The sequence below is a fragment of the Edaphobacter sp. genome, from assembly GCF_028283685.1.
Classification (GTDB): domain Bacteria; phylum Acidobacteriota; class Terriglobia; order Terriglobales; family Acidobacteriaceae; genus Edaphobacter.
This window is the reverse complement of sequence record NZ_JAPWKF010000007.1, coordinates 783,336-807,545: the sequence shown is the minus strand read 5'-3', so window position 1 is coordinate 807,545 and position 24,210 is coordinate 783,336. Positions and strand designations below refer to the sequence as shown.

21 protein-coding genes are annotated in these 24,210 nt (G+C 60.5%); 7 read left to right on the top strand and 14 right to left on the bottom strand.

The features are described 5' to 3' along the window. Positions 1–2: 2 nt before the first annotated feature. The 8 genes from ilvB to PW789_RS14145 all read right to left on the bottom strand — a co-directional run bounded on the left by ilvB (position 3) and on the right by PW789_RS14145 (position 8,932). Positions 3–1,778, bottom strand: coding sequence for a biosynthetic-type acetolactate synthase large subunit (gene ilvB / locus PW789_RS14180; RefSeq protein WP_299377484.1), 1,776 nt, complete (start codon positions 1,776–1,778; stop codon positions 3–5). 78 nt (positions 1,779–1,856) lie between these two features. Next, positions 1,857–3,554: a dihydroxy-acid dehydratase gene (gene ilvD, locus PW789_RS14175; RefSeq protein WP_299377482.1), complete on the bottom strand. Its 1,698-nt coding sequence runs from the start codon at positions 3,552–3,554 to the stop codon at positions 1,857–1,859. 49 nt (positions 3,555–3,603) lie between these two features. Continuing rightward, on the bottom strand, positions 3,604–4,239 hold the full coding sequence (leuD, locus tag PW789_RS14170; RefSeq protein ID WP_299377480.1) for a 3-isopropylmalate dehydratase small subunit: 636 nt from the start codon (positions 4,237–4,239) through the stop codon (positions 3,604–3,606). Further along, positions 4,239–5,675, bottom strand: a complete 1,437-nt coding sequence (gene leuC, locus PW789_RS14165; RefSeq protein ID WP_299377478.1) for a 3-isopropylmalate dehydratase large subunit — start codon at positions 5,673–5,675, stop codon at positions 4,239–4,241. The genes leuD and leuC overlap by 1 nt, the downstream gene beginning before the upstream one ends. Positions 5,676–5,686: 11 nt before the next feature. Beyond that, positions 5,687–6,382, bottom strand: a complete 696-nt coding sequence (locus PW789_RS14160) for a hypothetical protein (RefSeq protein ID WP_299377476.1) — start codon at positions 6,380–6,382, stop codon at positions 5,687–5,689. A 19-nt stretch (positions 6,383–6,401) separates the two neighbouring features. Continuing rightward, on the bottom strand, positions 6,402–6,587 hold the full coding sequence (locus PW789_RS14155) for a hypothetical protein (protein ID WP_299377474.1): 186 nt from the start codon (positions 6,585–6,587) through the stop codon (positions 6,402–6,404). After that, complete coding sequence (gene leuB / locus PW789_RS14150; protein ID WP_299377472.1) at positions 6,584–7,690, bottom strand: 3-isopropylmalate dehydrogenase; 1,107 nt, start codon at positions 7,688–7,690, stop codon at positions 6,584–6,586. Before leuB ends, PW789_RS14155 begins: the two co-directional genes overlap by 4 nt. A 63-nt stretch (positions 7,691–7,753) precedes the next feature. Beyond that, positions 7,754–8,932 carry a 2-isopropylmalate synthase gene (locus tag PW789_RS14145; RefSeq protein ID WP_299377470.1) on the bottom strand — a complete coding sequence of 393 codons (1,179 nt, stop codon included), beginning with the start codon at positions 8,930–8,932 and terminating at the stop codon, positions 7,754–7,756. A 125-nt stretch (positions 8,933–9,057) separates the two neighbouring features. On the opposite strand from PW789_RS14145, the gene PW789_RS14140 reads away from it, so the two are divergent. From PW789_RS14140 to PW789_RS14130, 3 genes are all read left to right on the top strand, one after another. Continuing rightward, entirely contained in the window at positions 9,058–9,975 is a 918-nt protein-coding gene (locus PW789_RS14140) for a LysR family transcriptional regulator (protein ID WP_299377468.1), read from the top strand. Between the two features lie 116 nt (positions 9,976–10,091). Next, positions 10,092–10,538, top strand: coding sequence for a hypothetical protein (locus PW789_RS14135; RefSeq protein ID WP_299377466.1), 447 nt, complete (start codon positions 10,092–10,094; stop codon positions 10,536–10,538). A 195-nt stretch (positions 10,539–10,733) separates the two neighbouring features. Continuing rightward, entirely contained in the window at positions 10,734–11,336 is a 603-nt protein-coding gene (locus PW789_RS14130; protein ID WP_299377464.1) for an outer membrane beta-barrel protein, read from the top strand. A gap of 83 nt (positions 11,337–11,419) precedes the next feature. On the opposite strand, the gene PW789_RS14125 is transcribed toward PW789_RS14130, so the two are convergent. From PW789_RS14125 to PW789_RS14115, 3 genes are all read right to left on the bottom strand, one after another. After that, positions 11,420–11,950 carry an outer membrane beta-barrel protein gene (locus tag PW789_RS14125; protein WP_299377462.1) on the bottom strand — a complete coding sequence of 177 codons (531 nt, stop codon included), beginning with the start codon at positions 11,948–11,950 and terminating at the stop codon, positions 11,420–11,422. A gap of 397 nt (positions 11,951–12,347) precedes the next feature. Continuing rightward, positions 12,348–14,207 (bottom strand): hypothetical protein, encoded by a 1,860-nt coding sequence (locus PW789_RS14120; protein WP_299377460.1) that lies wholly within the window; start codon positions 14,205–14,207, stop codon positions 12,348–12,350. Positions 14,208–14,312: 105 nt separating this feature from the next. Further along, positions 14,313–15,398 carry an energy transducer TonB gene (locus PW789_RS14115; protein WP_299377458.1) on the bottom strand — a complete coding sequence of 362 codons (1,086 nt, stop codon included), beginning with the start codon at positions 15,396–15,398 and terminating at the stop codon, positions 14,313–14,315. 365 nt (positions 15,399–15,763) lie between these two features. Between PW789_RS14115 and galE the strand changes: the two genes are divergently transcribed. Next, positions 15,764–16,732, top strand: a complete 969-nt coding sequence (galE, locus tag PW789_RS14110) for a UDP-glucose 4-epimerase GalE (RefSeq protein ID WP_299377456.1) — start codon at positions 15,764–15,766, stop codon at positions 16,730–16,732. Between the two features lie 50 nt (positions 16,733–16,782). Then, the gene (locus tag PW789_RS14105) at positions 16,783–17,358 is read left to right on the top strand and encodes a DUF421 domain-containing protein (protein WP_299377454.1); all 576 of its coding nucleotides are present in this window, start codon (positions 16,783–16,785) and stop codon (positions 17,356–17,358) included. 8 nt (positions 17,359–17,366) lie between these two features. Here the strand turns inward: PW789_RS14105 and PW789_RS14100 are convergent, their stop codons facing one another. Then, complete coding sequence (locus PW789_RS14100) at positions 17,367–17,561, bottom strand: hypothetical protein (protein ID WP_299377452.1); 195 nt, start codon at positions 17,559–17,561, stop codon at positions 17,367–17,369. Positions 17,562–17,632: 71 nt separating this feature from the next. On the opposite strand from PW789_RS14100, the gene PW789_RS14095 reads away from it, so the two are divergent. Both PW789_RS14095 and acs read left to right on the top strand, forming a co-directional pair. After that, the gene (locus tag PW789_RS14095; protein ID WP_299377450.1) at positions 17,633–18,955 is read left to right on the top strand and encodes an amidohydrolase; all 1,323 of its coding nucleotides are present in this window, start codon (positions 17,633–17,635) and stop codon (positions 18,953–18,955) included. A gap of 97 nt (positions 18,956–19,052) precedes the next feature. Next, entirely contained in the window at positions 19,053–21,029 is a 1,977-nt protein-coding gene (gene acs / locus PW789_RS14090) for an acetate--CoA ligase (protein ID WP_299377448.1), read from the top strand. A gap of 21 nt (positions 21,030–21,050) precedes the next feature. On the opposite strand, the gene PW789_RS14085 is transcribed toward acs, so the two are convergent. After that, on the bottom strand, positions 21,051–23,447 hold the full coding sequence (locus tag PW789_RS14085; RefSeq protein ID WP_299377446.1) for a PAS domain S-box protein: 2,397 nt from the start codon (positions 23,445–23,447) through the stop codon (positions 21,051–21,053). A 65-nt stretch (positions 23,448–23,512) separates the two neighbouring features. Next, complete coding sequence (locus PW789_RS14080; RefSeq protein WP_299377444.1) at positions 23,513–24,034, bottom strand: DUF4440 domain-containing protein; 522 nt, start codon at positions 24,032–24,034, stop codon at positions 23,513–23,515. Between the last annotated feature and the right edge of the window lie 176 nt (positions 24,035–24,210).

Here is a 24,210-nt window from a genome sequence, read left to right as displayed (position 1 = left end):
GCTTACTCGTCTTCTGCAGTCTCGATCAATGGGTTTGGACGACGCACCATCTCGTGCAGTGCCGCTCCCGGAGCGATCATCGGATACACGCCATCTTCCTTCTCTACCGAGAAGTTGATGAGGAACGCCGTTGGCGCTGTTCTCGCCTCCGTGACGGTCTGCGTGACCTCCTTACGCTCCGTTACGTGGGCGCCCGGAATGCCATGGGCTCCGGCGAGCTTCACGAAGTCGGGCGAGAGGATCGGCGAGCAGGCATAGTTCTTGTCGTAGAACGCCTCCTGCCACTGGCGCACCATGCCGAGGAAGCCGTTGTTGATCACGGCCACGTTGACGTGGATGCCCTCCTGCTGGATGGTCGACAACTCCGAGGCGGTCATCTGGAAGCCGCCGTCTCCGGCGATGCACCACACGTCGCAGTCAGGCCGCGCCATCTTCGCGCCGATTGCTGCAGGCAGCGCAAAACCCATCGTGCCCAGGCCGCCAGAGGTGACCAGTGTGCGGGTGTTCTCGTGCTTGAAGTACTGCGCCTCCCACATCTGGTGCTGGCCCACGTCCGTCGCGATGATCGTTTTGTCCAGGCGGCCTGCAGCCTTTGCCTCCTGCCAGATGTCGTTGATCACATGCGCGGCGTACAGGTGGCCGTTGTCCGGCAGATTGATGATGTCGCGTACCGCGGCATCGCCCTTCAGCGCACGAATCTCTCGCAGCCAATCCGTCGTTGTGTTGCGCGACCCCGCATCGCTGGCATAGTTCTTGTCGTTGATCAGCGGCTCCATCGTGTTCAGCACCTCTTTCAGGTCGCCGATGAGGGCCACGTCCACCTTCACGTTCTTGTTGATCTCGCTAGGGTCGATCTCAATGTGAATCTTCTTGGCGTTCTGCGCGTAGCTCGCGAGATTGCCGGTCACGCGGTCGTCAAAACGCATGCCGAAGGCCAACAGAAGATCCGCCTGCTGAATCGCATGATTCACCCAGCTCTCGCCGTGCATTCCCATCATGCCCAGTGCCAGTGGATGCGAGGCAGGGAAGGCTCCGAGCCCAAGCAGCGTCGTCGCCACAGGAATCTGATAGCGCTCCGCGAAGGCCAGGACCTCGCGCTCTGCGGCGGAAAGGATGATGCCGTGTCCTGCAAGGATCACAGGCTTCTTCGAGCCGCGCATCAGTTCAATCGCGCGCTGCATCTCGGCCGACTCGGTACGAAGCATCGGGTGCGGACGATACGGAGCAGGTGCCGCATTCTCAAAATCGAAGATCGCCGTGCCCTGCTGCGCGTCCTTCGTAATATCCACCAGGACTGGCCCGGGACGTCCCGAGGCTGCAATCTGGAAGGCCTCGCGGATCATCGGAGCAATCTCTTCAGGCCGCGTCGCCACGAAGTTATGCTTTGTGATTGGCAGCGTGATGCCGGTGATGTCAATCTCCTGGAAGGCATCGGAACCCAGCACCTTCGACGAGACCTGTCCTGTAATGCAGACGATCGGAATCGAGTCCAGCATCGCCGTGGCAATGCCGGTTACAAGGTTCGTCGCGCCCGGTCCCGACGTGGCGATCGCAACGCCCACCTTGCCCGACGCGCGAGCATAGCCGTCGGCCATGTGCGCTGCGCCCTGCTCGTGCCGCGTCAGTACATGGTGAATGGGAAACTTCCGTAGAGCATCGTAGGCGGGCAGGATGGCTCCGCCGGGGTAGCCGAAGACCGTGGTGACACCCTCGCCTACGAGCGTGGCCCAAAGGATTTCGGCTCCAGTAAGTGTCGGATGTGCGTTTTTATCGGTCATGGTTTATCTCCTTTGTTGCCTTCCTGCATTCCGCTTACAGATTCAACGTCTTTACATCTGTGTATGTCTGAGTTCGAACTACGACGTCACCGCACCATCGCTCGCGCTGCCAACCGTGCTCGCATACTTCGCAAACACGCCGCGCGTGAAACGGGGCTCCGGCTGCTTGACGGCCTTCAGGCGCTTCGCAATCTCTTCCGCGGGAACTTCGAGACGAAGCTCGCGTTTGGGGATATCGAAGGTGATCAGATCGCCCTCGTGTACCGCCGCGATCGGTCCGCCCATAAAGGCCTCCGGTGCCACGTGGCCAGCCATCAGGCCTCGTGTCGCTCCTGAGAAGCGGCCGTCCGTCAACAGTGCGACGGTCTCCGACAGCTCAGGGATGCCCTTGATGGCAGCGGTAACGGCGAGCATCTCACGCATACCCGGCCCACCCTTCGGACCCTCGTAGCGGATCACGCAGATGTCGTTCGGGTTGATCTTGCCTGCCTCTACCGCGGCAAAGCAATCATCCTCGCAGTCGAAGACACGCGCCGGTCCCTGGTGGAAGATACGCTCGTGGCCTGCCACTTTGATGACGCACCCGTCCGGCGCAAGGTTACCGCGCAGGATGACGAGACCGCCCGTGGGCTTCAGAGGATTGTCCCACTCGTGGATGATCTGCTGGTTCGGTGTCTCGTGCGCGATCTTCGCTTCTTCAAACAGCGTCTTGCCCGTGACGGTAGGGGTGTCGTGCAGACGGCCGGTCTCCATCAGGCGCTTGGCCAGCACACGCGAGCCGCCCGCCTCCTGGTAGTCCTTCGCCGCGTACTTGCCGCCCGGCGAGAGGTCGCAGATGAACGGCGTCCGCTCTGAGATCTGGTCGAAGTCTTCCATCGACAGAGGAATCTTCAGCTCATGCGCAATCGCGATCAGATGCAGTACGGCATTGGTCGATCCCCCCGACGCGCAGACTGCGGCGATGGCGTTTTCGAGCGACTCGCGGGTGATGAGCTGCGAGGGGGTTATGCCTTTTTCCGCCAGCTGCATTACGAGGCGACCGGCCTCACGCGAGGCGCGAGCCTTCTCCGGCGACATGGCGGGAACGCCTGTGATCTCGATGGGCGATATGCCGATGAACTCACCAGCCATCGCCATGGTGTTGGCTGTGAATTGTCCGCCGCAGGCTCCGGGGCCGGGGCAGGCTGCCGCTTCGACGGCCTCGAGCTGATCGTCGTTGATCTTGCCTGCAGCGTGCGAGCCAATCGCCTCGAAGACGTTGAGGATGGTGATCTCCTTATCGCTGCCGTCGGCCTGCTTCAGATGGCCTGGCGCGATGGAACCTCCGTAGAGCATGAGACCGGGGATATCAAGGCGAGCAAGCGCCATGATGGCCGCGGGCATGTTCTTGTCGCAGCCGGCGATACAAACAAGCCCGTCGAAGGAGTTGGCGCGCGTGACGAGTTCAATCGAGTCGGCGATCACCTCGCGCGAGATCAGCGAAGCCTTCATGCCCTGCGTGCCCATCGTGATGCCGTCGTGCACGGTGATGGTATTGAACTCCATCGGAGTGCCGCCTGCCTCGCGGATGCCCTGCTTGACGGCCTCGGCGACCTGACGCAGGTGGAAGTTGCAGGGGCCGACCTCGGTCCACGTATTCGCGACGCCGATGATGGGCTTGTGCAGGTCTTCCTTGCTGAAACCGACAGAGCGCAGGTAGCTGCGCGCGGCGGCGCGGTTAGGGCCTTCGGTGAGGACCTTCGAATACTTCTTTGCCGGGCTAAGTTCGTTGCTCACTTGCTTCTTACTTCCTCTCTGTCGTTTGCTTTCGCAAAGCTGAAAATGCTTAAGCGGTCACGGTCTTCGGTGCCGACCAGAAATCCCTATCGTGCTTCTTCTCAAATGTGTCCAGCGACTCCACGTGACGCAGCGTCAGACCAATGTCATCCAGTCCGTTCAGCAGGCAATACTTGCGGAAGGGATCGATCTCGAAGGTAGCGTTGAATCCCTGATCGTCGGTAACCGTCTGTTCTTCGAGGTTGATGGTAATCAGGTGATCCGGATTCGCCGTGGAGCGTTCCATCAGTGTCTGCACATCCTCTTCGCTCAGACGGACGAGAATGATGCCGTTCTTGCCCGCGTTCGAGAAGAAGATATCGGCGAACGTCGGCGCGATCACCGCGCGAAAGCCGTACTGGTTGATCGCCCATGCCGCGTGCTCGCGTGAACTGCCGCAGCCGAAGTTCTTCTCGGCAATCAGAATCTGCGCGCCCTTATACTCGGCCTTGTTCAGCACGAAGTCCTTGCGCTCCTCGACGTGGTCAGGCGTCTCGAGATCGTAGCGCCAGTCGAAGAAGAGAAACTCGCCGTAGCCCGTGCGCTCGATGCGCTTCAGAAACTGCTTCGGAATAATCTGATCGGTGTCGATGTTGGGCAAGGGAAGCGGAACGGCCTTCGAGGTCAGAATATTGATCGGTTCCATTAGTGCTTTGCTCCTTCCGTCTGCTTCCACTTGCGGATGTCGGTGAAGTGACCGGTGATTGCGGCTACAGCAGCCATCTCGGGTGAGACAAGGTGTGTGCGCCCGCCGCGTCCCTGGCGTCCTTCGAAGTTGCGGTTCGACGTTGAAGCGCAACGCTCGCCCGGCGAAAGAATATCCGGATTCATGCCCAGGCACATGGAGCAGCCTGGTTCGCGCCACTCAAAGCCCGCGGACCGGAAGACCTCATCCAGACCTTCTTCTTCTGCCTGGCGCTTTACCGCCTGTGATCCGGGAACCACCATCGCCCGCACCGTGGTGGCGATGTGATGGCCTTTCACGACGCTCGCCGCAGCGCGGAGGTCTTCAATGCGTCCATTCGTGCAGGAGCCGAGGAAGACCGCATCAACCTTGATCTCTTCCATCGGAGTTCCCGGCTTCAGGTCCATGTACTCATAGGCGCGCTCGAAGCTCTTGCGATCGGCTTCGGTTTTTGCATCCGATAGTGTCGGCACTGCGCCATCAATCGTTGCATGCATGCCGGGCGAGGTGCCCCATGTCACGGCAGGAGCCAGAGTTGCAGCATCGATGAAAAGCTCGCGATCAAACACGGCACCCTCATCGGTAGGCAGCGTCTTCCAATGCGCTACGGCCTCGTCCCATGCAGCTCCGGTGGGAACAAACCGGCGGCCCATGAGATACGCGAACGTCGTCTCATCGGGAGCGATCATGCCGGCACGCGCACCCGCTTCGATCGACATATTGCAGATCGTCATGCGGCCCTCCATCGAGAGCGAGCGGATGGCCGAGCCAGCGTACTCGACCGCATAGCCGGTTGCGCCGTCGGTACCGATCTTGCCGATGATGTCGAGGATGATGTCCTTCGCGGTGACACCGAAGGGAAGCTCGCCATCGACCGTGATGCGAAAGGTCTTTGGCTTGGACTGCGGCAGCGTCTGCGTGGCCATCACATGCTCGACCTCGCTGGTGCCGATGCCAAACGCCAACGCACCGAATGCGCCATGAGTCGACGTGTGCGAGTCGCCGCAGACGATCGTCATGCCCGGCTTGGTGGCCCCCAGCTCCGGTCCGATCATGTGCACGATGCCCTGCGAAGAATCCTGCACGTCGAAGAACTCCACGCCAAACTCCGCGCAATTCTTACGCAGCGCATTCACCTGTGCCGCAGAAACCTGGTCGACGATGTGCAGGCGATCATACGCGCTGGTCGTCGGAACGTTGTGATCCACGGTCGCGATATGGCGATCCGGACGGCGAATGGGGCGGCCAGCCATACGCAGACCGTCGAAGGCCTGCGGCGAGGTCACCTCGTGGACAAGATGCAGGTCGATGTAGAGGATCGTCGGCTCGCCCTTCGGTTCGACGACGACGTGCTGCTCCCAGACTTTTTCAAACAACGTCTTCGGTGCTGTGCTCATATTCTTTCTTCCTACGCTGCTGGTGTTACAGGTTGCGAATCGTGAAATCGTGTGACCCCCGTCTGCGACGCCGGGATCTCGTGTGGCTTCCCATTCGGCTCGACGACGAAGGCATGCGTCACGAGGGGCGGAACTCTGCCCCCCTTGAGTTCTGCAGAAAAGATGCCAAGGCTGCGCTTCAGAGGAGACGAAAGATGTTGCGTCTCGTCCGTCGCGTCGGCGGGCGCGAGTGAGCGGTCGGGAAAGATCCAGAGCGTGTACTCGGCGTTGTCTTCATCGATGTTGTGTGACTCGCGGTTCCAGTCAATGGCAGCAAAGATCACCAATGGATGCCTGCTGCCGATATCGACAAACAGCATTCCGCGCGATGGGCAGAAGTTGGGAACACATCCGGTCGCAGTGAGATAACGATTCTCGTCTGCGCGCGCAATGCCGGGTACGGCAAGAAACTCGGTCGCTACGTCAGCGAGTGGCTTCCCATTTCCCCAGAAACTCTGCGGCGCAGCCAGATGGCTGCGGAGAAACTCATGGAAGCGAGGATCGCTCGTCAGCCCGTTCTCGTGGCCATCGGGAGCAGGCTGCGTGTACTGCCACATCCACGACAGGTCTTCCACCGCCGGCTTATCGCCGTGCGGATGAACCTGCGCGCCAGCAGCTCCTGCAACGAGGAGCAACGAGGTGGCAGCGAGTTGGATGAGCTTGCGCATCGTTCGGGCTTTCGTAGAGCTACTTCGTTGAAGCTGACTTCTTAGCCGAAAAAAACAGCAGAACGTTAATTAGAGGAAAGATGACGACCGCCGAAAGAATGAGAGTCCTCGTCGGAACCCCCATCTTCCACTGATAGACAAGTGCAGCTGCCACGGCCAGGTTGAACAACACCATCTTGCTCCGTGGCTGCATCGCAGCGCTCATACGGCGTGCATCGCCTGGCGACGGTCGATCGACTCGGCCAGCGCCTGGTGCACCTGCTTGCCCATCTCCTGCGTCGAGACCAGCTGCGTATTCGCATCTCCACGCGCAATATCCGCAGTCCGGTAGCCCGCTTCCAGCACCTTGTGGACGGCCTGCTCCACGGCGCGTGCATCCTGTTCCAGCCCAGCCGAGTGGCGCAGCACCATTGCTGCCGTCAGAATCGCACCCAGCGGATTCGCCTTGCCCTGTCCTGCAATGTCCGGAGCCGAGCCGTGCACCGGCTCGTACAGGTTGACGGCGCCGCCGATCGTCGCCGAGGGCAGCATGCCCAGCGAACCGGTAATCACACCGGCCTCGTCCGAAAGGATGTCGCCGAACAGATTCTCCGTCAGCACCACGTCGAAGTTCCGGGGAATATTCATGATGTGCATCGCCATCGAGTCAACCAGCTGATGCTCGAGCGTGACCTCGGGATAATCCTTCGCGACCTCGGTTACGGTCGCGCGCCACAGTTGCGAGACCTCCAGCACATTCGCCTTATCGACCGACGTGACCTTCTTGCGCCGCTTCGAGGCCAGCTCAAACGCTACACGTGCCACGCGGACGACCTCGTCGCGGGTGTAGCGCATCGTGTTGATCGCCTCGTTGGTCTGCTTGTTCCACTCACGCGGCGAACCGAAGTACAGGCCGCCCAGCAGCTCACGCACAAACAGTATGTCGACGTCCTTGGTCACCTCAGGACGAAGTGGGGAGCTGCCTGCCAGCGCCGCGTACGCCACCGAGGGACGCAGGTTGGCATAGCCGCCCAGTGCCTGGCGAATCTGCAGCAGACCCGCCTCCGGGCGCTTGTCCGGCGTCAGCGCGTTGAACTTGTTGTCACCCACCGCGCCCAGCAGCACAGCATCGGAGTCCAGCGCGGTATCCAGCGTTGCCGTCGGCAGCGGTGTTCCCGCCGCGGTAATGGCGACGCCGCCAATCAGCGCTTCGGAAAAGGTGAAGTCATGCCCGCCCAGCTCTGCGACGGCGCGCAGAATGTTCGTTGCTTCACGGGTTACTTCAGGACCGATACCGTCTCCGGCGAGAACTGCAATCTTCAGGCGCATGTTTCTGTTCCTTCTATGAGGGTTGAGGGGTCTTCGTTGCCCGGCTGCCTTTGTGCGTCGTTTTTAGATCGCGACCGTCGCCGGAGCCTTCTCCGGCTTCAGCAGCCCAAGAATGTCCTGGTCGTAGATCGACTTCTTGCGATCTGCCAGCTCGGTAAAGCGGTGGTATACCTCGTCCAGCTGTTCGCGAGTCAGCGCGTGGCCAAGTTTTTCCAGGCGATCTGCCAGCGCACGGCGCCCCGAGTGCTTGCCCAGCACCAGGTTCGTATTGCCCGCGCCGACCGATGCGGGAGTCATAATCTCGTAGGTCAGCGGATTGGCCAGCATGCCGTGCTGATGGATACCCGACTCGTGTGCGAATGCGTTCGCCCCCACCACGGCCTTGTTCGGGGCAGCGCCAAAGCTGATGCACTCGGCCAGCATCTGGCTGGTCGGGAACAGCTTCTCCAGCTTGATGTTGCTGGTGTATGGAAACTTGTCGCGGCGCACCATCAGGGCAGCAGCAATCTCTTCGAGAGCCGCGTTACCCGCGCGCTCTCCGATACCGTTGATCGTGCACTCCACCTGGCGCGCTCCACCCTGGATGCCGGCCAGCGTGTTCGCCACCGCCATGCCAAGGTCATCGTGGCAGTGCGTCGAATAGATCACGTTCTCCGAGCCCGGAACCCGTTCGCGCACCATGCGGAACAGCGCCTCATACTCTGCCGGTGTCGTGTAGCCCACCGTGTCGGGGATGTTGATCGTCGTCGCGCCCGCCTGAACCGCCACGGTGATCATCTTCACCAGGAAGTCGGGGTCGGTGCGCGTGCCGTCTTCGGTCGAAAACTCTACATCGTCGGTGTACTGCAGGGCGTGCTTCACCGACTCCGCCGTCTGGTCCAGCGCCTGCTCGCGCGTGATGCGCAGCTTGTACTCCAGGTGGAGGTCCGAAGACGCCAGGAACACATGAATGCGGTTCGACTTCGCCGGCTGAATTGCGCGTCCGGCGGCGTCGATGTCCTCGCGTTTGCAGCGTGCAAGCGAGGCGATTTTGGTTCCGGTCACCTCACGGGCGATCGACTCAACCGCATGGAAGTCCCCCTCCGAGGCGATGGCAAAACCTGCCTCCAGGATGTCCACGCCGAGGTCGCGCAGCTGGTGCGCCATGCGGAGCTTCTCCTCCAAATGCATCGTGCATCCGGGGGACTGCTCGCCGTCGCGCAGGGTGGTGTCAAAGAAGACGATCTGGTTTGGGTCACGCATAACGGTAGTCACTCTCGATCCCTGGGGTTATCATAACGCAGGCTTATGATGGTTTCGGCGCATATCAAAACTTCTAATCGCATCATTCGCGCTGCCTGCATCCGGCCCGAAACGAGGTAAAACCATTGGATCTCGTCCAGATGGAGACATTTCTGGCCGTCGCCGAGGAGCGCAGTTTCTCTCGCGCAGCCTCACGGCTCCATCGTACTCAGCCTGCCGTCAGTCAGGCAATCGCCAAGCTCGAGACCGAACTCGGCGAGGTGCTCTTCGACCGCTCCTCCCGCGATGGAACCCTCACCGATGCCGGGGAGGTTCTGCGCGAATACGCAGCCAAGCTGCTCAATCTGCGCGGCGAAGCCTCTTCCGCCCTCAGTGAGCTCCGCTCGCTCCACCGTGGCCGCCTCAATCTCGCGGCTAATGAGTACACCTGCCTCTACCTTCTGCCCCTTCTCGACGAGTTCCGCCGCCGCAACCCGCTCATCAAGCTGGCCGTCCAGCGCTCTCTCGCCAGCCGCATCTCCGACGAGATCCTCATGCACTCCGTCGAGTTCGGTGTCCTCTCCTTTCGTCCCGATGATGCCCAGCTGAAGTCCGTCATCGTCTACCGCGACGAGCTGGCCTTCGTCGTCAACCCGCGCCACTCCCTCGCCGGTAAAGACAAGGTCTCCATTCGCCAGCTCGGTACGCAGAACTTCATCGCCCACAACATCCCTTCGCCGCAGCGGCAAAAGGTCATCCAGACCTTCAACCGTCACAAAACTCCGCTGCAAATGGGCGTTGAACTGCCCTCCCTCGAAGCCATCAAGCGCTTCGTCGAGATGGGGAACGGCGTCGCCCTGGTCCCTCGACTGACCGTTGAGCCCGAGCTTAAAAGCGGTGCTCTCGTGCGCATCGAAGTCCCTGAACTGCAGACCGAACGCAGGTTGCGCCTCGTCTACCGCAAGCAGGCCAATCTCTCGCACGCGGCGCTGGCCTTCCTCAAGGTGGTCGAGACCTACGCCGCCTCGCAGGGAGACCCCTACAGTTTTCAGGCGGAGCGGTAGGAGATCGCCTGAAAATTCACGGTCCTGGGGAGGAACATTTTCCCAGAAACCAGCGTCTGTACGGGGCAGAGTCACTGTCTGCAGATAGGACAGCGGCGAACACGAGGTGACAGACGATGAAGTTCACACAATTGCGAGGAAAATTCGGCCGCATCGCAATCGCCGCACTCTGTGCCGGCGTTCTTTGCGGCGTACCGGCATGGTCACAGGATGCGGCCCCCTCCGGTCCTCCAGCAGGCGGTCCCCGTGGCCCCGGCGGTCCAGGCATGGAGAAGCACGAGCTCGACATGCTGACCCAGAAGCTCAGTCTCACCTCTGATCAGCAGACCCAGGTCAAGGCCATCCTCGACGACCAGGGTAAGCAGATGCAGGCGCTGCGCGAGGACACCTCCACCTCGCGTGAGGAAAAGCGACCCAAGATGATGGCGATTCGCAAGAGCTCCCAGGATAAGATCCGGGCCACCCTCACCGATGATCAGAAGACCAAGTACGACGCCATGATCGCCGAGATGCAGCAGCGCATGCAGAATCGCGGCCAGGGCTCGCAGCCGCCTCCCCAGTAGCGCCGGGGACTGCAGATTGCCATCGTGGACGAATGAAAAGGCTGGAGGTGCGTCACAGACTCCAGCCTTTCTTTTTTCTGCTCGCATAGAGAAGGCCGTCCCTGCGTTTACAATGAAGGGACGGTACTTGATGGCGCAGCAGTCGTGGTTTGCTCCGAGACCGGTGTGGACGTTTTTGAAGGGATCTGGCGAAGAATGAAGAAGACGATGTTGTTGGGCGCGCTGCTGCTGGCCACCGCCTCTGCCGGTTTTGCGCAGGAGAGCCGTCAGGATGCAAGCATCAGCGCAATGGGCGTTTTTTCGCCGCAGGTTAATGGCAATGCAGTACAGGTCAATGCATCCGGTACACTTGGCATTCTGGCCAGCTATCGCTACATGCTGACGCCGCGCAGCGCATTGGAGCTGAACTACTCCTTCTCTCAGTACTCGACGCGGTACTCCACCAGTTTCCTTCCCGATGTCCGGATTCACACCCGCCAGCAGGAGGTTACAGGCGCTTATGTCTTTAACTTCCGTAACTATCGCAACTTCTATCCGTTCGCGGAAGTTGGTGTCGGCGCCCTGATCTTTACCCCCATCCGTGATTACGCGACCACGAACCTGGACACCAAGAACACCACCACCATCGGTGGTCTGTTCGGCGGCGGCGTTGCCTACGAGCTGAGCCCCAGCTGGGATATCCGTGCCGAGTATCGTGGCTTCGTCGGCAAGACACCGAATTTCGGCCTCGATAACTTCAAGACCAACCGCTGGCAGGTTTTCTCGATGCCCGTGGTCGGCGTCGCCTACCACTTCTAATCTCTTCGGAGGCACCTCCGAGAATGAAAATCCCCGTCCGAGGACGGGGATTTTTCGTGGAAGGATGAATCTCGAAGCTGGGACTACTTGGACCGCTTCCTCAGTCCGCCGAAGTGGTAGGCCGCTCCGATCGTAATGACGTTGGGGTGCAGGCCCTGGGGGAACCCAAACCAGTTCTGGTATTCGTAGTCTCCGCGGAGGTTCAGAAAAGGGAAGAGCTTGTAGTCCAGACCACCGCCAAAGGAAACTATGTTGTAGGCAAGGTTGGCTGTCGTGACGCCCTCAGTCGCAAAATTGAATACGCCACGGCCATAGAGCACCTTGCCGTAGGGAGCGAAGCGCTGGAAATACGTGCGGGAGTAACGTCCACCGACCTCATAGGTCTTCTCATAGATTCCGGTGTCCGAGTCCTTGGCAAACCGGAATTCGCCCTCAATACCAAAGTGGTGGTAGAAGTCGTAATCAAAATAAAGCGTGGTGCCGCCGACGCGATTGGGAACATAATAGTCCGTACCGACGCTGGAGAATCCGGCACCGACCTGTAGATCTGCATGCTTGGTTGCCGTCGGTGCTGCCTGGGCGAGCAGCGCCGCGGGCGCTCCCAGCAGGGTCATACAAACAAAGAACTTCCTGAACACAGAATCCCCCTGATGATAGGACTGCCGGTCATCAGGACCGGAGCCTTATACCGAGACAGCTATCGAAATGTAGTGCAAGCAAAAGGCCAAATGGTTCTTAAATATCATCATAAATCGCTTAGAAAGTGTATGCTGCCCCAAATTAGCGACATCAGGGGGAATCGGCATGATACCGAGATCAGGTCATTCCCGGATCTCAGGATCAAAGGGACGTATTGAGCTGCAGATCCGCATCGACACTAAAGGTTTGACTGGCCCGCAAGCGGCTTGGTTCCGCTTATGGACTTATTTGTGGGAGATTCGCCGGGAGATCTCGATAATTCCTGCTTAAACAATGATGGCCAGCCGCAGCTGGCCATCATTGTTTAAGCCCTTAGTTCTGTGGAGGAGCCTGTGTTGCAGCAGCAGGCGGTTGCGCTGCCGGCTGTGCTTCGGTCGATTCTGCGGGAGCAGCGGCCGCAGGCTGCTGCGCTGCTGCTTCCGTAGGTGGCTTGTAATATCCGAGCTTGATATAGACCGGGGTGACCTCGAACGGCATCTTGTCTGCCGGCGAGAGCAGCGGCTCGAAGCCCGCATGCAGCGTGACGAGCTGATCGGTCCAGGGGTCGCGGCGTGTGAAGCTGGAGAGTGGCATTGCAGCCTGCTGCTTCACATCCTTCATGTCGAGCTTCGGAGCCTTGGCGATGATCGCTGCCATCCAGAACGTTGGATCAGCATCGCTCTTCACCAGTCCGTCGCCGATCATCGGCTCGTTCAGAGACTTCAGCGGCTTGACGCGCTCCTGCAGCTGCTGCAGGTAAAGGCCGAAGTACTGCTGGCCACCCTCAAGCTCCTTGGCGCTCAGCAGCTCCATTGCCTTCTTCGCGGCGGCCGTATTGTCCGCATCCGTATGGTGCATGGGAATGCGATTGAAGACCGAATTCGCCGGAAACAGCAGACGGTCATTGAAGGCGTACTTCGTATCCAGACGGTGCCCCAGCAGAATGTGGGCGATCTGGAATGCGAGAACAGCATTCAGGTTGCCCATTTGCTGAGCGCCGTCCTGGCTGATGATAGCGGTCGTATCCAGTAGACCCTTGGACAGAATGATCGTGTTTCCGACCGACAGAGACTCCAGCGGCTCGGTCATCAGCGTACGGACATGGATCGGACGCGAGAGGGTGATGTTGTTATAGGCGAGGATATTTCCAGCCAGCGCCTCGAGCGTCTTGTCGAAGTCGCTGGGAGCATCCAGAAGGCCTGCCTGGAAGAGGCGCTCCACGACGTTGTCCTCAGCCTGCTGAACCCACGCGCGCTGCGCGCCGAGCGGGCTGACATCCTGCGCATCCGTGCTGACATCTGTTGCGCCAACCACATCCATCGACGTATTCTCAGCGTCCTTCTGCGGAACCTTTAGCGCATAACCCCAGATGTTGTTGATCGCCTTGAACTTCAGGCTGCGCGAGATACTCTTCGGATCGCTCTCTTCCACGTAGAAGGAGGTCGGCAGCCACATGTCAGGCTGCACATTGGTACGCCAGCTGTCGAAGTGGTAGTACTCGCGAACATCTTTTTCGGATCCGGCGAAGTCACCGTTGAAGCGAACAACATTGCCGTTGCGCGTCTCCACCCAGATACGGCCATAGAATCGGCCTGTGGCGCGCTTGCCGTTGATCGGCGTTACGTCAAAGACAGCGGTCGGCGTGGTGCCGAGGAACTCGTTGCGGACGTAGCCAAAGACATAATGCTGACGGTCGAAGTCATTCGAGTCCATCAGAATCATCTGGATGAAGCCCGTCTCGTTGAACTGGAGATGCAGGCCGCCGCTCAGACCGGTGATGGCTGAGAGGGAATTCTTGAAGAAGCCCAGCTTGCCGCTACCGTTGCTGCCCTGCGAGGTTGTCTTGTTGACCTTGTAGCTCTGGCCGCCGATAATCCGGTCAAATTCCACTCGGCTGAGAAAGTGCTGATCCGCGTCCGGAGCCTGTCCTAGGACGGGGTCAGGTCGCATGTTCTGGATGTAGGTCTCCACCAGGGGAGCGCGCTCCTTGACGGTCTTAATGACCTCCTTCTCACGAGCAATGGCCTTATCGATCAGCTGATTCTGGTTTGCTGTGAGCTTGCGCGCCGGCAGGACATCCTGATCGGTCTTTTTCTTGCCCAGCAACGGCAGGGCAAACGCGGCCTGAGCCGTGACGCTGGTGGCCAGAAGGGCCAGTGCCAGACTGGCCGTAGGGTGTTTCCTGAAATTCATGGTTTAAAAGCTCCTGCGGTGACGTTGGGCATCCCCGAAAATGGTTGTGTCGATGGTAATGCAGATGCAAAAAATTGCAGCAGGTTAGCTTGGCTGTATGCCAATTTATCCCGCAAGTTGGAAAGCTACGTTGACGACACCCTCCCAGTCCACCGGATTGCCGGAGGCATCGGTGGCAGGAGAAAACCTGGTTGACTGGACAGCCCGGATCGCGGATTCGCCAAGACCGTGGCCAAGATCGCTCGTTACACCGAGCACATGAACCGCTCCGTTGGCGGCTACCTTCAGGCGAACCGAAACCGTACCTTCGATGCGCAGCTTGACTGCCTCAGCCGTGTATTCAGGACGCGGCTTGAACAGCACCTTAGGGGCATGAGCCGCGGTGGAGCTAGGCATATTTGGCTTCGGCATCGCAGGCTGCTGCGCCTGGCCCAGGTTTACCGGTCCGGCGACGCGGCCGGTCGAATTCATTGGTCCCGTCCCGCCAGCGACACCCAGCTTCACGCCCTGAACCGGCCGCGTGCCGTTCCCGGCCATTGTTTGGCTGGTCGGAGAGCCGGAGCCGAGTGAAACGGCTGATGCACGTGGACCGCTGCCTGTGTTGGACGCCGGCATGCCGGCCATTCCACGCTGACCAAGGTTGATAGAGGCAGTCGCAGGGCGGTCCGAAGGAGCAATGGGATTGTTGGTCTGCCCAAGCGCCACGGCGGAGGGGTGGGGCGAGTTATTCACCACCGCGGCAGGTGCCGGATGGCCAAGATTGACGACCTTTGGAGCCGGGGGAGCCACCACTGCCTTGGGCGGTGCAGGCACCACGATCGGCTTCGGCTCTACCATCTTCACCTCCGGAACCTTCGGCGGCTCCGGCATCTTCACGTCCGGCATCTTGATCTTCGGCGGCTCGACCTTGACGACGGGGACCGGAGGCAGCTTCTTCAGCACGGGCTTCGGCCTGATGGGCTCAATCTGCTTTGGAAGGGGCGCGAGGCTCAGTTCGGTCAGCTTCTGACGCTTTTCGATGGTCTTCTTCGCGGCAGCTCCCACGATGCAGACAATAATCGCGATGACGATATTCAGCGTGAGCGAGGTGAACAGCGATCCCTTGCTCTGCGTGCCATCGTTCAATACGCCAAAATGGGTGAATTGTTTGCTCTGCGGAGTGAGATCTTCGGTACGAAGCGGCTTCGCCATAAATGTCCTTCAAGTCGCCTGCTCTGGGGAGGGGCGTGGGAGTTTCACATCGGCCAGCGATATTTCCTGGCCCAGATTTCAAACACCGGAATCAGACCTCGTCGTCAGCCGGTCAAGATGAAGAGGCACATACTCTTGCCCGTTCAGTGCAACAATGGTCGACGGGATATGGTAGTCACGTCGCACGATGTTTCTAAGACAGACGGGAAGACTTGCGTCAAAGGTTGCAGCAGACCGTGCAATCGGAGGACCATTCCGTCATGTTAGGTCCCTGCCAATTCACTACTAGCAGTATAGTGCCCCAACCTAGCTGGGTTGGCACTGATACTTTCGTGGTACGCAGTAAATGTTAAAAGGAGCGTGAAATGAACATCTTAGTAACCGGCGGTGCAGGTTACATCGGTGGAACGGTCAGCCGTCTGCTGCTCGCCGGCGGCCATCAGGTAACCATCTTCGACAACTTCTGCCATAGCAAACCTTCTGCCGTAGCGCCCGGAGCGAAATTGGTTGAAGGGGATCTCGCCGACCGCGCCCTCATCGAAGCCACCCTGCGCGACGGACAATTCGATGGCGTGATGCACTTCGCCGCTCTTATTGAGGCGGGCGAGAGCATGAAGGTCCCCGAGCTCTACTTCCGCAATAACACTATGTCCACGCTCACTTTGCTTGAGGCCATGCTCGCCACCGGCCACAACAAACTGGTCTTCAGCTCGACCGCAGCCTGCTATGGTGAGCCGCTCTCCACGCCCATCACCGAAGACGCCCAGCTGCTTCCGACCAATGCCTACGGTGAGAGTAAGCTCCTCGTCGAACAGATGCTCACCTGGATGAACCGCATTCACGGCTTCCGCTACGCCAGCCTGCGTTACTTCAACGTCGCCGGTGCCATCGATGGCTACGGTGAGGCCCACGAGCCCGAGTCTCACCTCATCCCCCTCATCCTCGACGTCGCAATGGGACGTCGCGAGAGCATCAAGGTCTTCGGCAAGGACTACCCCACCAAGGACGGCACCTGCGTCCGCGACTACATCCACGTCCACGACCTCGCCCAGGCCCACTTCCTCGCCCTGGCAGCGCTTGAGCAGCAAAGCCGCCTGATCTACAACATCGGCAATGGCCAGGGCTTCACCGTTCGTGAGGTCATCCAGTCGGTCGAGCGCGTCACCGGCAAGCCGATCAAGGTCGAAGAGCATGACCGCCGCCCCGGCGATCCCGCCGTGCTCGTCGCCAGCTCCGAGAAGATCAAGGCCGATCTCGGCTGGAAGCCTGCCCTCGGAGAGCTCGATCAGATCATCGAGAGCGCCTGGAGCTGGCACCTCAAGCGTTACGCCTAAGAGACACATCATGGGCCGCAGGCGTCTTACGGTTCATAGGAGCTTCTTCTGTGATCGAGAGCATGTTCCACCTGCACCTTCCGCTGCTGGAAAAGATCCTGCGGCCCGTGATCGTCTATCTCTGCCTGGTCTTCTTCATTCGCCTCTTCGGCAAACGTGAGCTGGCGCAACTCAATCCCTTCGATCTCGTCGTCCTCCTCTGCCTCTCCAACACTGTGCAGAACGCCATCATTGGCGATGACAATACCGTCTCGGGCGGCATCGTCGGTGTCTTCTCGCTGCTCGCCACCAATTACCTTGTCTCGCGCCTCCTGTTCCGCTCGCCGAAGCTCAACAGCATGCTGGAAGGTCATCAGGCGGTGCTCATCCTCCACGGCAAGGTCGACTGGGATGCCATGAAGCGCGAGGCGCTCACTGAACTCGAGCTGAAAAGCGTTTTGCATAAACAGGGCCTCAATGACTACTCCGAGGTTGAAAAATGCGTGCTTGAGCCCAGCGGAAACTTTTATGTGGAGCAGGCAGACCCCCTCCGCGAAGGGCGCCAGCGCGGAGAGATCCTCGCTGACATCAAGGCCTTGACCGCCGAAGTCAGGGAGCTCAAAGCACTGCTCGCCACGCGGGGCTAGGATCGCCTCTACGGTGTGTCCGAGATCTTCTCCAGCGTCTTCCGGTAGCGTTCCGGCGGCTCGGCCATGCGCGCGTCCCGCAACGCGGCTCGATAGCCACCCATGAAGATCGAATACATCACCGCAAGCGCGCAGCCCACGCCAAAGGCGAAGCCCAGGAAGAAGCCGATCCCGACGGACCAGAAGAGGGTGCTGTTTGCCATGACCTTTCGATTCTATGCCTTGCCGCCCAAACGCCTGTGCCATCATAAGTGCATTCAAGGAGAGTGCCTGGATGAAGAGCTGGCTTGCTGTCATGGCGTGCGGTGCAGTTGCGGCTTCGGCCGTAGCGCAGGATGTAAAGACATTCGTCGGCCACGAAACACCCAATCTCGTCGCCACCTATAAGCAGCTGCACGCCGCGCCAGAGCTCTCTCATCACGAAGAGAAGACCTCCGCCTTCGTCGCCTCGGAACTTCGCAAAGACGGCTTCACCGTCACCGATCGCATCGGCCGCTACTACGACGGATCGCAGGCTTATGGCGTCGTCGGCATCATGAAGAACGGCTCCGGCCCGACTCTCCTTATCCGTGCCGACATGGATGCTCTCCCCGTCACCGAGGACACCGGCCTGCCCTACGCCAGTAAGGTTCGTTCCACCAATCCCGCCGGGCAGGAGGTCGGCGTCATGCACGCCTGCGGGCACGACATCCACGTCACCACGCTGGTCGGCGTCGCCCGCGCCATGGCTGCCATGAAGAGCCAGTGGCACGGTACGCTGATGCTCGTCGGCCAGCCCAGCGAAGAGACCATCGACGGCGCGAAAGCGATGATGGATGACCACCTCTACGAGCGCTTCGGCAAGCCCGACATGGCCATCGCGCTGCACGACTCACCCTTCCCCGCGGGGCTGGTTGCGGTTGTGCCCGGTCCTGCCCTCGCCAGCTCCACCTCCATCGACGTCATCATGCGCGGCATCGGCAGCCACGGCTCCGCACCTGAGGCAGGTAAAGATCCAGTGATGATGGCTGGCGAGTTCATCACCGAGGTGCAGACCGTCGTCAGTCGCTCCGTGCCGCCTCAGCAGCCCGCCGTCGTCACCATCGGACAGATCCACGGCGGCACCAAGCGCAACATCATCCCCGACGAGGTTCGCTTGGAGCTGACCACCCGTGCCTACAGCGAAGAGGTTCGGCAGACCATCATCGAAGGCGTCAAGCGCACCGCCCGCGGAGTTGCCATCGCTGCCGGAGTTCCCGAGGACCGCATGCCAATCGTGAACGTCCTCGAACACGAGTCCACCACGGCAACCATCAACGATCCCGCGCTTTCCGCAAAGCTTGTCAGCGTCTTCAAAGACAAACTCGGTGCCGATCACGTCATCGACGTGAAGCCGATCATGGGCAGCGAAGACTTTGGCTTCTTCGGCGATAACGGCAAGGTGCCTTACGTCATCTTCTGGCTCGGCGCCGACGATCCGAAGGACTTTGCCGACCACCAGGCCAAGGGCCTCTCCATGCCTGCGCTGCACTCGGCGCATTTTGCGCCTCTGCCGGAGCCCGCTCTCCGCACCGGGGTCACTGCCATGACAAGTGCCGCCATCAGCCTGCTTCAGTAGGACAAAAGACCTGTTTTAGGCCCCAAAACCTCGCCGCCGTTGCCGGTCGTGCGATCGGTGGCGTAACGTAGTTGGCACATCACGGAGGGGCAGGGAAGTGACTGTAAGTGTAGAGACGAAAGCCAATCTGAGCTCAAGCCTCAGAGAGAACCGTTCATTCGAACCATCGGCCGCGTTCAGCGAGAAGGCGCACATTAAAAGCCTCGAGCAATATGAGGCCATGTACCGCCGCAGCGTCGAGCAGCCTGAAGAGTTCTGGGCCGAGGCCGCCTCGGAGCTTGACTGGTTCACCCCCTGGTCGCGTGTCCTCGAGACCGGCCCCGATGGTTCTGCCCATGGCGCGAAGTGGTTCGTGGATGGCAAGCTCAACATGGCGCACAACTGCGTCGATCGCCACGCACTCGGCTCGCGTCGCGACAAGGTCGCTCTGCTCTGGGAGGGCGAACCCGGCGAGGTCCGCAAGATCACCTACGGCGAACTGCATGCCGAGGTCCAGCGCTTCGCCAATGTGCTCAAGGGAATCGGCATCCGTAAGGGCGACCGCGTTGCCGTGTACATGGGTATGTGTCCCGAGCTGGCCATCGCGCTGCTCGCCTGCGCCCGCATCGGCGCCGTGCACTCGGTTGTCTTCGGAGGCTTTGCCGCACACGCTATCGTCGACCGCGTCAACGACTCCGCCTGCCTCGCCATCATCACGCAGGACATCTCCTATCGCCGTGGCACCGAGGTTCCCCTCAAGCGCACCGTCGACGAAGCGCTGAAGCAGTGCCCCACGGTCCAGAACGTTGTCGTCTTCAAGCGCGGCAACACCGAAGTCCCGATGACCGAAGGCCGCGACATCTGGTGGCACGACGCCATGCAGAAGGCCGCGCCGGACTGCCCCGCAGAGCCGATGGATGCGGAAGATCCGCTCTACCTGCTCTACACCTCAGGGACCACCGGCAAGCCCAAGGGGCTGCTGCACACGACCGGCGGCTACTCCGTGCAGACTTATCTCACCTCGAAATACATCTTCGATCTGCACGATGACGATGTGTACTGGTGCTCGGCCGACATCGGCTGGGTTACCGGCCACAGCTACGTCGTCTACGGGCCGCTGCAGAATGGAGCGACCGTCGTCATGTACGAGGGCGCGCCTAACTTCCCCGAGAACGACCGTTTCTGGAAGATCATCGACGCGCACAAGGTCACCATCTTCTACACCGCTCCCACGGCCATCCGCTTCTTCACCAAGTGTGGCGTCGACTGGGTCCGCAAGCACTCGCTCGACTCGCTGCGCCTGCTCGGTACCGTCGGCGAACCCATCAATCCCGAGGCATGGATGTGGTTCCACCGCGAGATCGGTAAGGAGCGCTGCCCCATCGTCGATACCTTCTGGCAGACCGAGACCGGGGCTATCATGATCGCGCCCATTCCCGGGGCTGTCGCGACCAAGCCCGGATCCGCCACGCGGCCCTTCTTTGGCATTGTTCCTGAAGTGGTTACAAAAGAGGGAGAGCCCGTGCCCAACGGCCAGGGTGGCCTGCTCGTCTTCCGCACGCCGTGGCCCTCGCTCGCTCGCACGGTCTACGGCAACGCCGAGCGCTACCGCGAAGCCTACTTCACCGAGGTCCCCGGCAGTTATTTCACGGGCGACGGTGCACGTTGCGACAGTGATGGCTACTACTGGCTCATGGGCCGGGTCGACGACGTGCTCAACGTCAGCGGCCACCGCCTTGGAACCATGGAGGTCGAGTCTGCACTCGTCGCTCATCCCAAGGTCGCGGAGGCTGCCGTCGTTGGTCGCCCCGACGATCTCAAGGGACAGGCCATCTGCGCCTTTGTCACGCTGGAACACGGCCAAAAAGTCTCAGAGGAGCTGAAGCAGGAGATCCGCCAGTGGGTGGCCAAGGAGATCGGAGCGCTGGCACGTCCTGACGATGTACGGTTCACCGACGCTCTGCCCAAGACCCGCAGCGGCAAGATCATGCGCCGCCTTCTTCGCGAACTTGCCACGACGGGTGATGTGAAGGGCGACACGACCACCCTCGAAGACTTCGCCGTCATCGCCAAGCTGCGCGAGAACGACGAATAGACTGAGCGATCAGGCCGCGGACTATCGTAGATTGGTCCGCGGCCTGGTTTGCAGCGTGAAGTGGAAGGTCGTGCCCTTGCCGGGCGTGCTGCTGGCCCAGATGCGGCCGCCGTGCTGGTTGACGATGCTGCGGCAGATTGCCAACCCCAGGCCGGTTCCTCCCATCGTGCGTGTGTCTGACGCATCGCCCTGCTGAAAGCGGTCGAAGATGTGCTCCAGCTTGTCTTCCGCGATGCCGGGGCCTTTGTCGCTGACCGCGAACAGCGCCTCATAATCGTCCAGATTGCGTGCCGTCAGGTAGATCTCCCCACCCGGAGGAGAGAACTTGATGGCGTTCGAAAGCAGGTTGTCCAGTACCTGCAGGATGCGGTCAGGATCGGCCCAGACGGTGACTCCGTTGGCATCGCTGTAAAACCTTGCGCTTGGCCGTGGCGAACGCGTCTGCTGCTTGCTGACGGCCCGCAGCAGGAGATCCTCTGCCGAGATAACGGTGGAGTGCAGCTCGCTCTTGCCGCTCGAGATGCGCTCCAGGTCCAGGATGTCGTTGACCAGCCTTACCAGGCGATCCGTGTTGTTGATCGCAATATCGAGCATCTGCCGCGCCTTCTCCGGCCGCGCATCCAGGGCCCCACCGGCCAGCAGGCCAAGCGCGCCGCGCAGCGATGTCAAAGGCGTTCTCAGCTCATGAGAGACCGTCGAGATGAACTCGTCCTTCATCCGGTCCAGAGCCCTGCGCTCCGTCGTATCGGTGAATGCCACGACCACTCCGATGGCGCGAGCTTCGCCGCTTTCGCTCGAATTTGTGTCGATCAAGGGGCGTGCGACGTACTCGACGGGGAAGCTGGTCCCGTCCTTGCGCCAGAAGATCTCGCCGGCCACCCGAGCGGTTCCAAAGTTCGCTATGCTCTTCCAGATCGGCGACTCTTCGTGCTCATACGGCGAGCCGTCAGTCCGCGTGTGGTGGATCAGGTTGTGCATCACGCGGCCCAGGATCTCCTCCTGTCGATAGCCCAGCATCTGCGCGGCGGCGGCGTTTACTACCGTGACCTGTCCATCGAGATCGATGCAGTAGATGCCATCGCCGACTGACTCCAGGATGGAATCCGACTGCGTGGTCAAAGTCCTCAGCCGCCCCTCGGCGCGAACCTGCTCGGTGATGTCGACGCCGAACCCCAGAACATAAGGCGTCCGTCCGGGAGAATTAATCAGCTTGTTGCGATAGGCGATCACCTTCGTCTCGCCGTCGGTATGCTCCAGATACAGCATGCCCTGCGCCTCGCCCGAGTCGGCGATGGACTTGAGGTAGTCGTCGATCGCCATACGCCGATCTGCAGGTACAAATCTCGCCAGGGGAGTGCCGACCATATCCTCCACGGTGCGCCCGATTGTGGAGGCGCCGTGGATGTTGACCGACAAGAGGCGGCCCCGCATGTCATGCGTAAACACCATGCCCAGCGAGCCTTCGACCAGCTGGCGGTAGCGTGCCTCGCTCTCGCGCAGCGTCAGCTCGGCGGCACGCTGTGTCGTCACGTCGATGCCCGTCGCGATGAGGAACGTCACCTGGTCCTGCGCATCCTTCAGCGCCGTCGCCGACCAGGCAATACGCCGGATGCTTCCGTCGCGGCTCAGCCAGTGGTTCTCAAAGACGGCCGGAAAGGGTCCACTGCGTAGGCGCTCGAAGGTTTCAATAGCTTCGGGGATCTCGTGGCGGGGAATCAGCCGGTCCCACGGATAGCGCCCCACAAGGGTGGCAAAGTCGTAGCCGGAGGCCATCTCGCAGGCCCGGTTAAAGCGAACGATCCGTCCCGCGGTATCGAAGACAGCCACCAGTGCGCCCACCGTGTCCAGAACCGCGGAGACAAAGTTGCGCTCTACCGTCAACGCCGATTCGATCCTGCGCTGCGATCGCGCATCGCGATCCATCTGCCGGATACGTCCGTTCAACTCCAGCCGTGTAATCACCTGCCTGCCCAGGACAGCCAACGCATCGGTCTGCGCAGCAGACAGCTGCCGTGGACCGTGGTCCAGTACAGAGATCGTGCCGATGTTGATGCCGCCCGGCGTGGCCAGTGGAGCTCCGGCATAGAAGCGATAGAGTCGGCGATCCAGCACGATGCCGTCCGGCATGAAGTCCGGGTGCAGACGAGCTTCGGTCAGCTCATAGACGCTGTCTCCCTGGATGGTCGTCTCGCAGGGCAGGCTTCCCAGGGAGACCTCAGGGACCTCAACGCCAAAACGCGCCTTCAGCAGCAGCCGGTCCTGCGTCACCAGGCACACGACAGCTACCGGTGTATCGCACAGCTGGGCAGCAAGACGAACGATCTCGTCAAGAACGGGATCCGTCGCCGGATTGACCACTTCGTATTGCTCGAGAGCCTGCATTCGAAGCGCTTCGTCTTTGACTGAAAGAGCGTTCATCGTCCAATCCGATGGTAGGAGTTGCTTTCCCGCCCCGCACTGCTACTTTAGGTGTAGCGGCGGGCCTAAGGTTTTGGAACCACACAGCATTCGCCCGCTGCGGGGGGCTCGTTCGCACTCGCATCCATGACGACTTTCCACTCTCCGTCCGGCATCTTCTTCCATATCGTGATGTAACGGCCGGCGATGGTCACGGCTTGACCGTTTTTGTCCTTGGACCTGCCCTCATAGTGGCCCCAGGTAAAACCCATGTCGTTGGAGGAGCCCATCTGCGCTCCCTCCGGCGTCCAGCTCAGCTGGTACTCCTTGGGGTCCCAGTTCGCCTTCGCGGCGATGGCCAGTTTGCCGTGGACTACAGGCTGACCGTTGTTTAGCGTTACGGCATCGTCGGCAAACCAGTTGGCAAATGCCTTTCCTCCACCCTTCGCAACGTCCTGTGCAAACTTGCTTTCAAGTTCAATCAGCTGAATCGCGCCATCAGAGAGCATCGGATTGGTGAGCGGACTTACAGGCGTCGGCTTTTGCGTGAGCCCATCCAGCGAAGTCTGTGCCGATGGAATCTGCGCCAGCATTGGACGAGCCGTCATCGCGCACAACAGAGCACAGGCAGGGAAAAGCATTATTTTCTGCAGCTTATACATGTCATCCTCGAAGTTCGAAGACTCCGTGACGAACAGTAGCGGATGGGGTTCCGCGCATCTCGTTATCGGACGGAGCTCTCTACTTAGATGGGTCCCAGGGAGGGACTGGAGTCTCACTCTCA

Bases quoted from the DNA above. Each gene is read 5' to 3' on its own strand.
- ilvB (WP_299377484.1), bottom strand. From the start codon at position 1,778: ATGACCGATAAAAACGCACATCCGACACTTACTGGAGCCGAAATCCTT.
- leuD (WP_299377480.1), bottom strand. From the start codon at position 4,239: ATGGAACCGATCAATATTCTGACCTCGAAGGCCGTTCCGCTTCCCTTG.
- leuC (WP_299377478.1), bottom strand. From the start codon at position 5,675: ATGAGCACAGCACCGAAGACGTTGTTTGAAAAAGTCTGGGAGCAGCAC.
- PW789_RS14160 (WP_299377476.1), bottom strand. From the start codon at position 6,382: ATGCGCAAGCTCATCCAACTCGCTGCCACCTCGTTGCTCCTCGTTGCA.
- PW789_RS14155 (WP_299377474.1), bottom strand. From the start codon at position 6,587: ATGAGCGCTGCGATGCAGCCACGGAGCAAGATGGTGTTGTTCAACCTG.
- leuB (WP_299377472.1), bottom strand. From the start codon at position 7,690: ATGCGCCTGAAGATTGCAGTTCTCGCCGGAGACGGTATCGGTCCTGAA.
- PW789_RS14145 (WP_299377470.1), bottom strand. From the start codon at position 8,932: ATGCGTGACCCAAACCAGATCGTCTTCTTTGACACCACCCTGCGCGAC.
- PW789_RS14135 (WP_299377466.1), top strand. From the start codon at position 10,092: ATGAAGTTCACACAATTGCGAGGAAAATTCGGCCGCATCGCAATCGCC.
- PW789_RS14130 (WP_299377464.1), top strand. From the start codon at position 10,734: ATGAAGAAGACGATGTTGTTGGGCGCGCTGCTGCTGGCCACCGCCTCT.
- PW789_RS14125 (WP_299377462.1), bottom strand. From the start codon at position 11,950: ATGACCCTGCTGGGAGCGCCCGCGGCGCTGCTCGCCCAGGCAGCACCG.
- PW789_RS14120 (WP_299377460.1), bottom strand. From the start codon at position 14,207: ATGAATTTCAGGAAACACCCTACGGCCAGTCTGGCACTGGCCCTTCTG.
- PW789_RS14115 (WP_299377458.1), bottom strand. From the start codon at position 15,398: ATGGCGAAGCCGCTTCGTACCGAAGATCTCACTCCGCAGAGCAAACAA.
- galE (WP_299377456.1), top strand. From the start codon at position 15,764: ATGAACATCTTAGTAACCGGCGGTGCAGGTTACATCGGTGGAACGGTC.
- PW789_RS14100 (WP_299377452.1), bottom strand. From the start codon at position 17,561: ATGGCAAACAGCACCCTCTTCTGGTCCGTCGGGATCGGCTTCTTCCTG.
- PW789_RS14095 (WP_299377450.1), top strand. From the start codon at position 17,633: ATGAAGAGCTGGCTTGCTGTCATGGCGTGCGGTGCAGTTGCGGCTTCG.
- PW789_RS14085 (WP_299377446.1), bottom strand. From the start codon at position 23,447: ATGAACGCTCTTTCAGTCAAAGACGAAGCGCTTCGAATGCAGGCTCTC.
- PW789_RS14080 (WP_299377444.1), bottom strand. From the start codon at position 24,034: ATGACGGCTCGTCCAATGCTGGCGCAGATTCCATCGGCACAGACTTCG.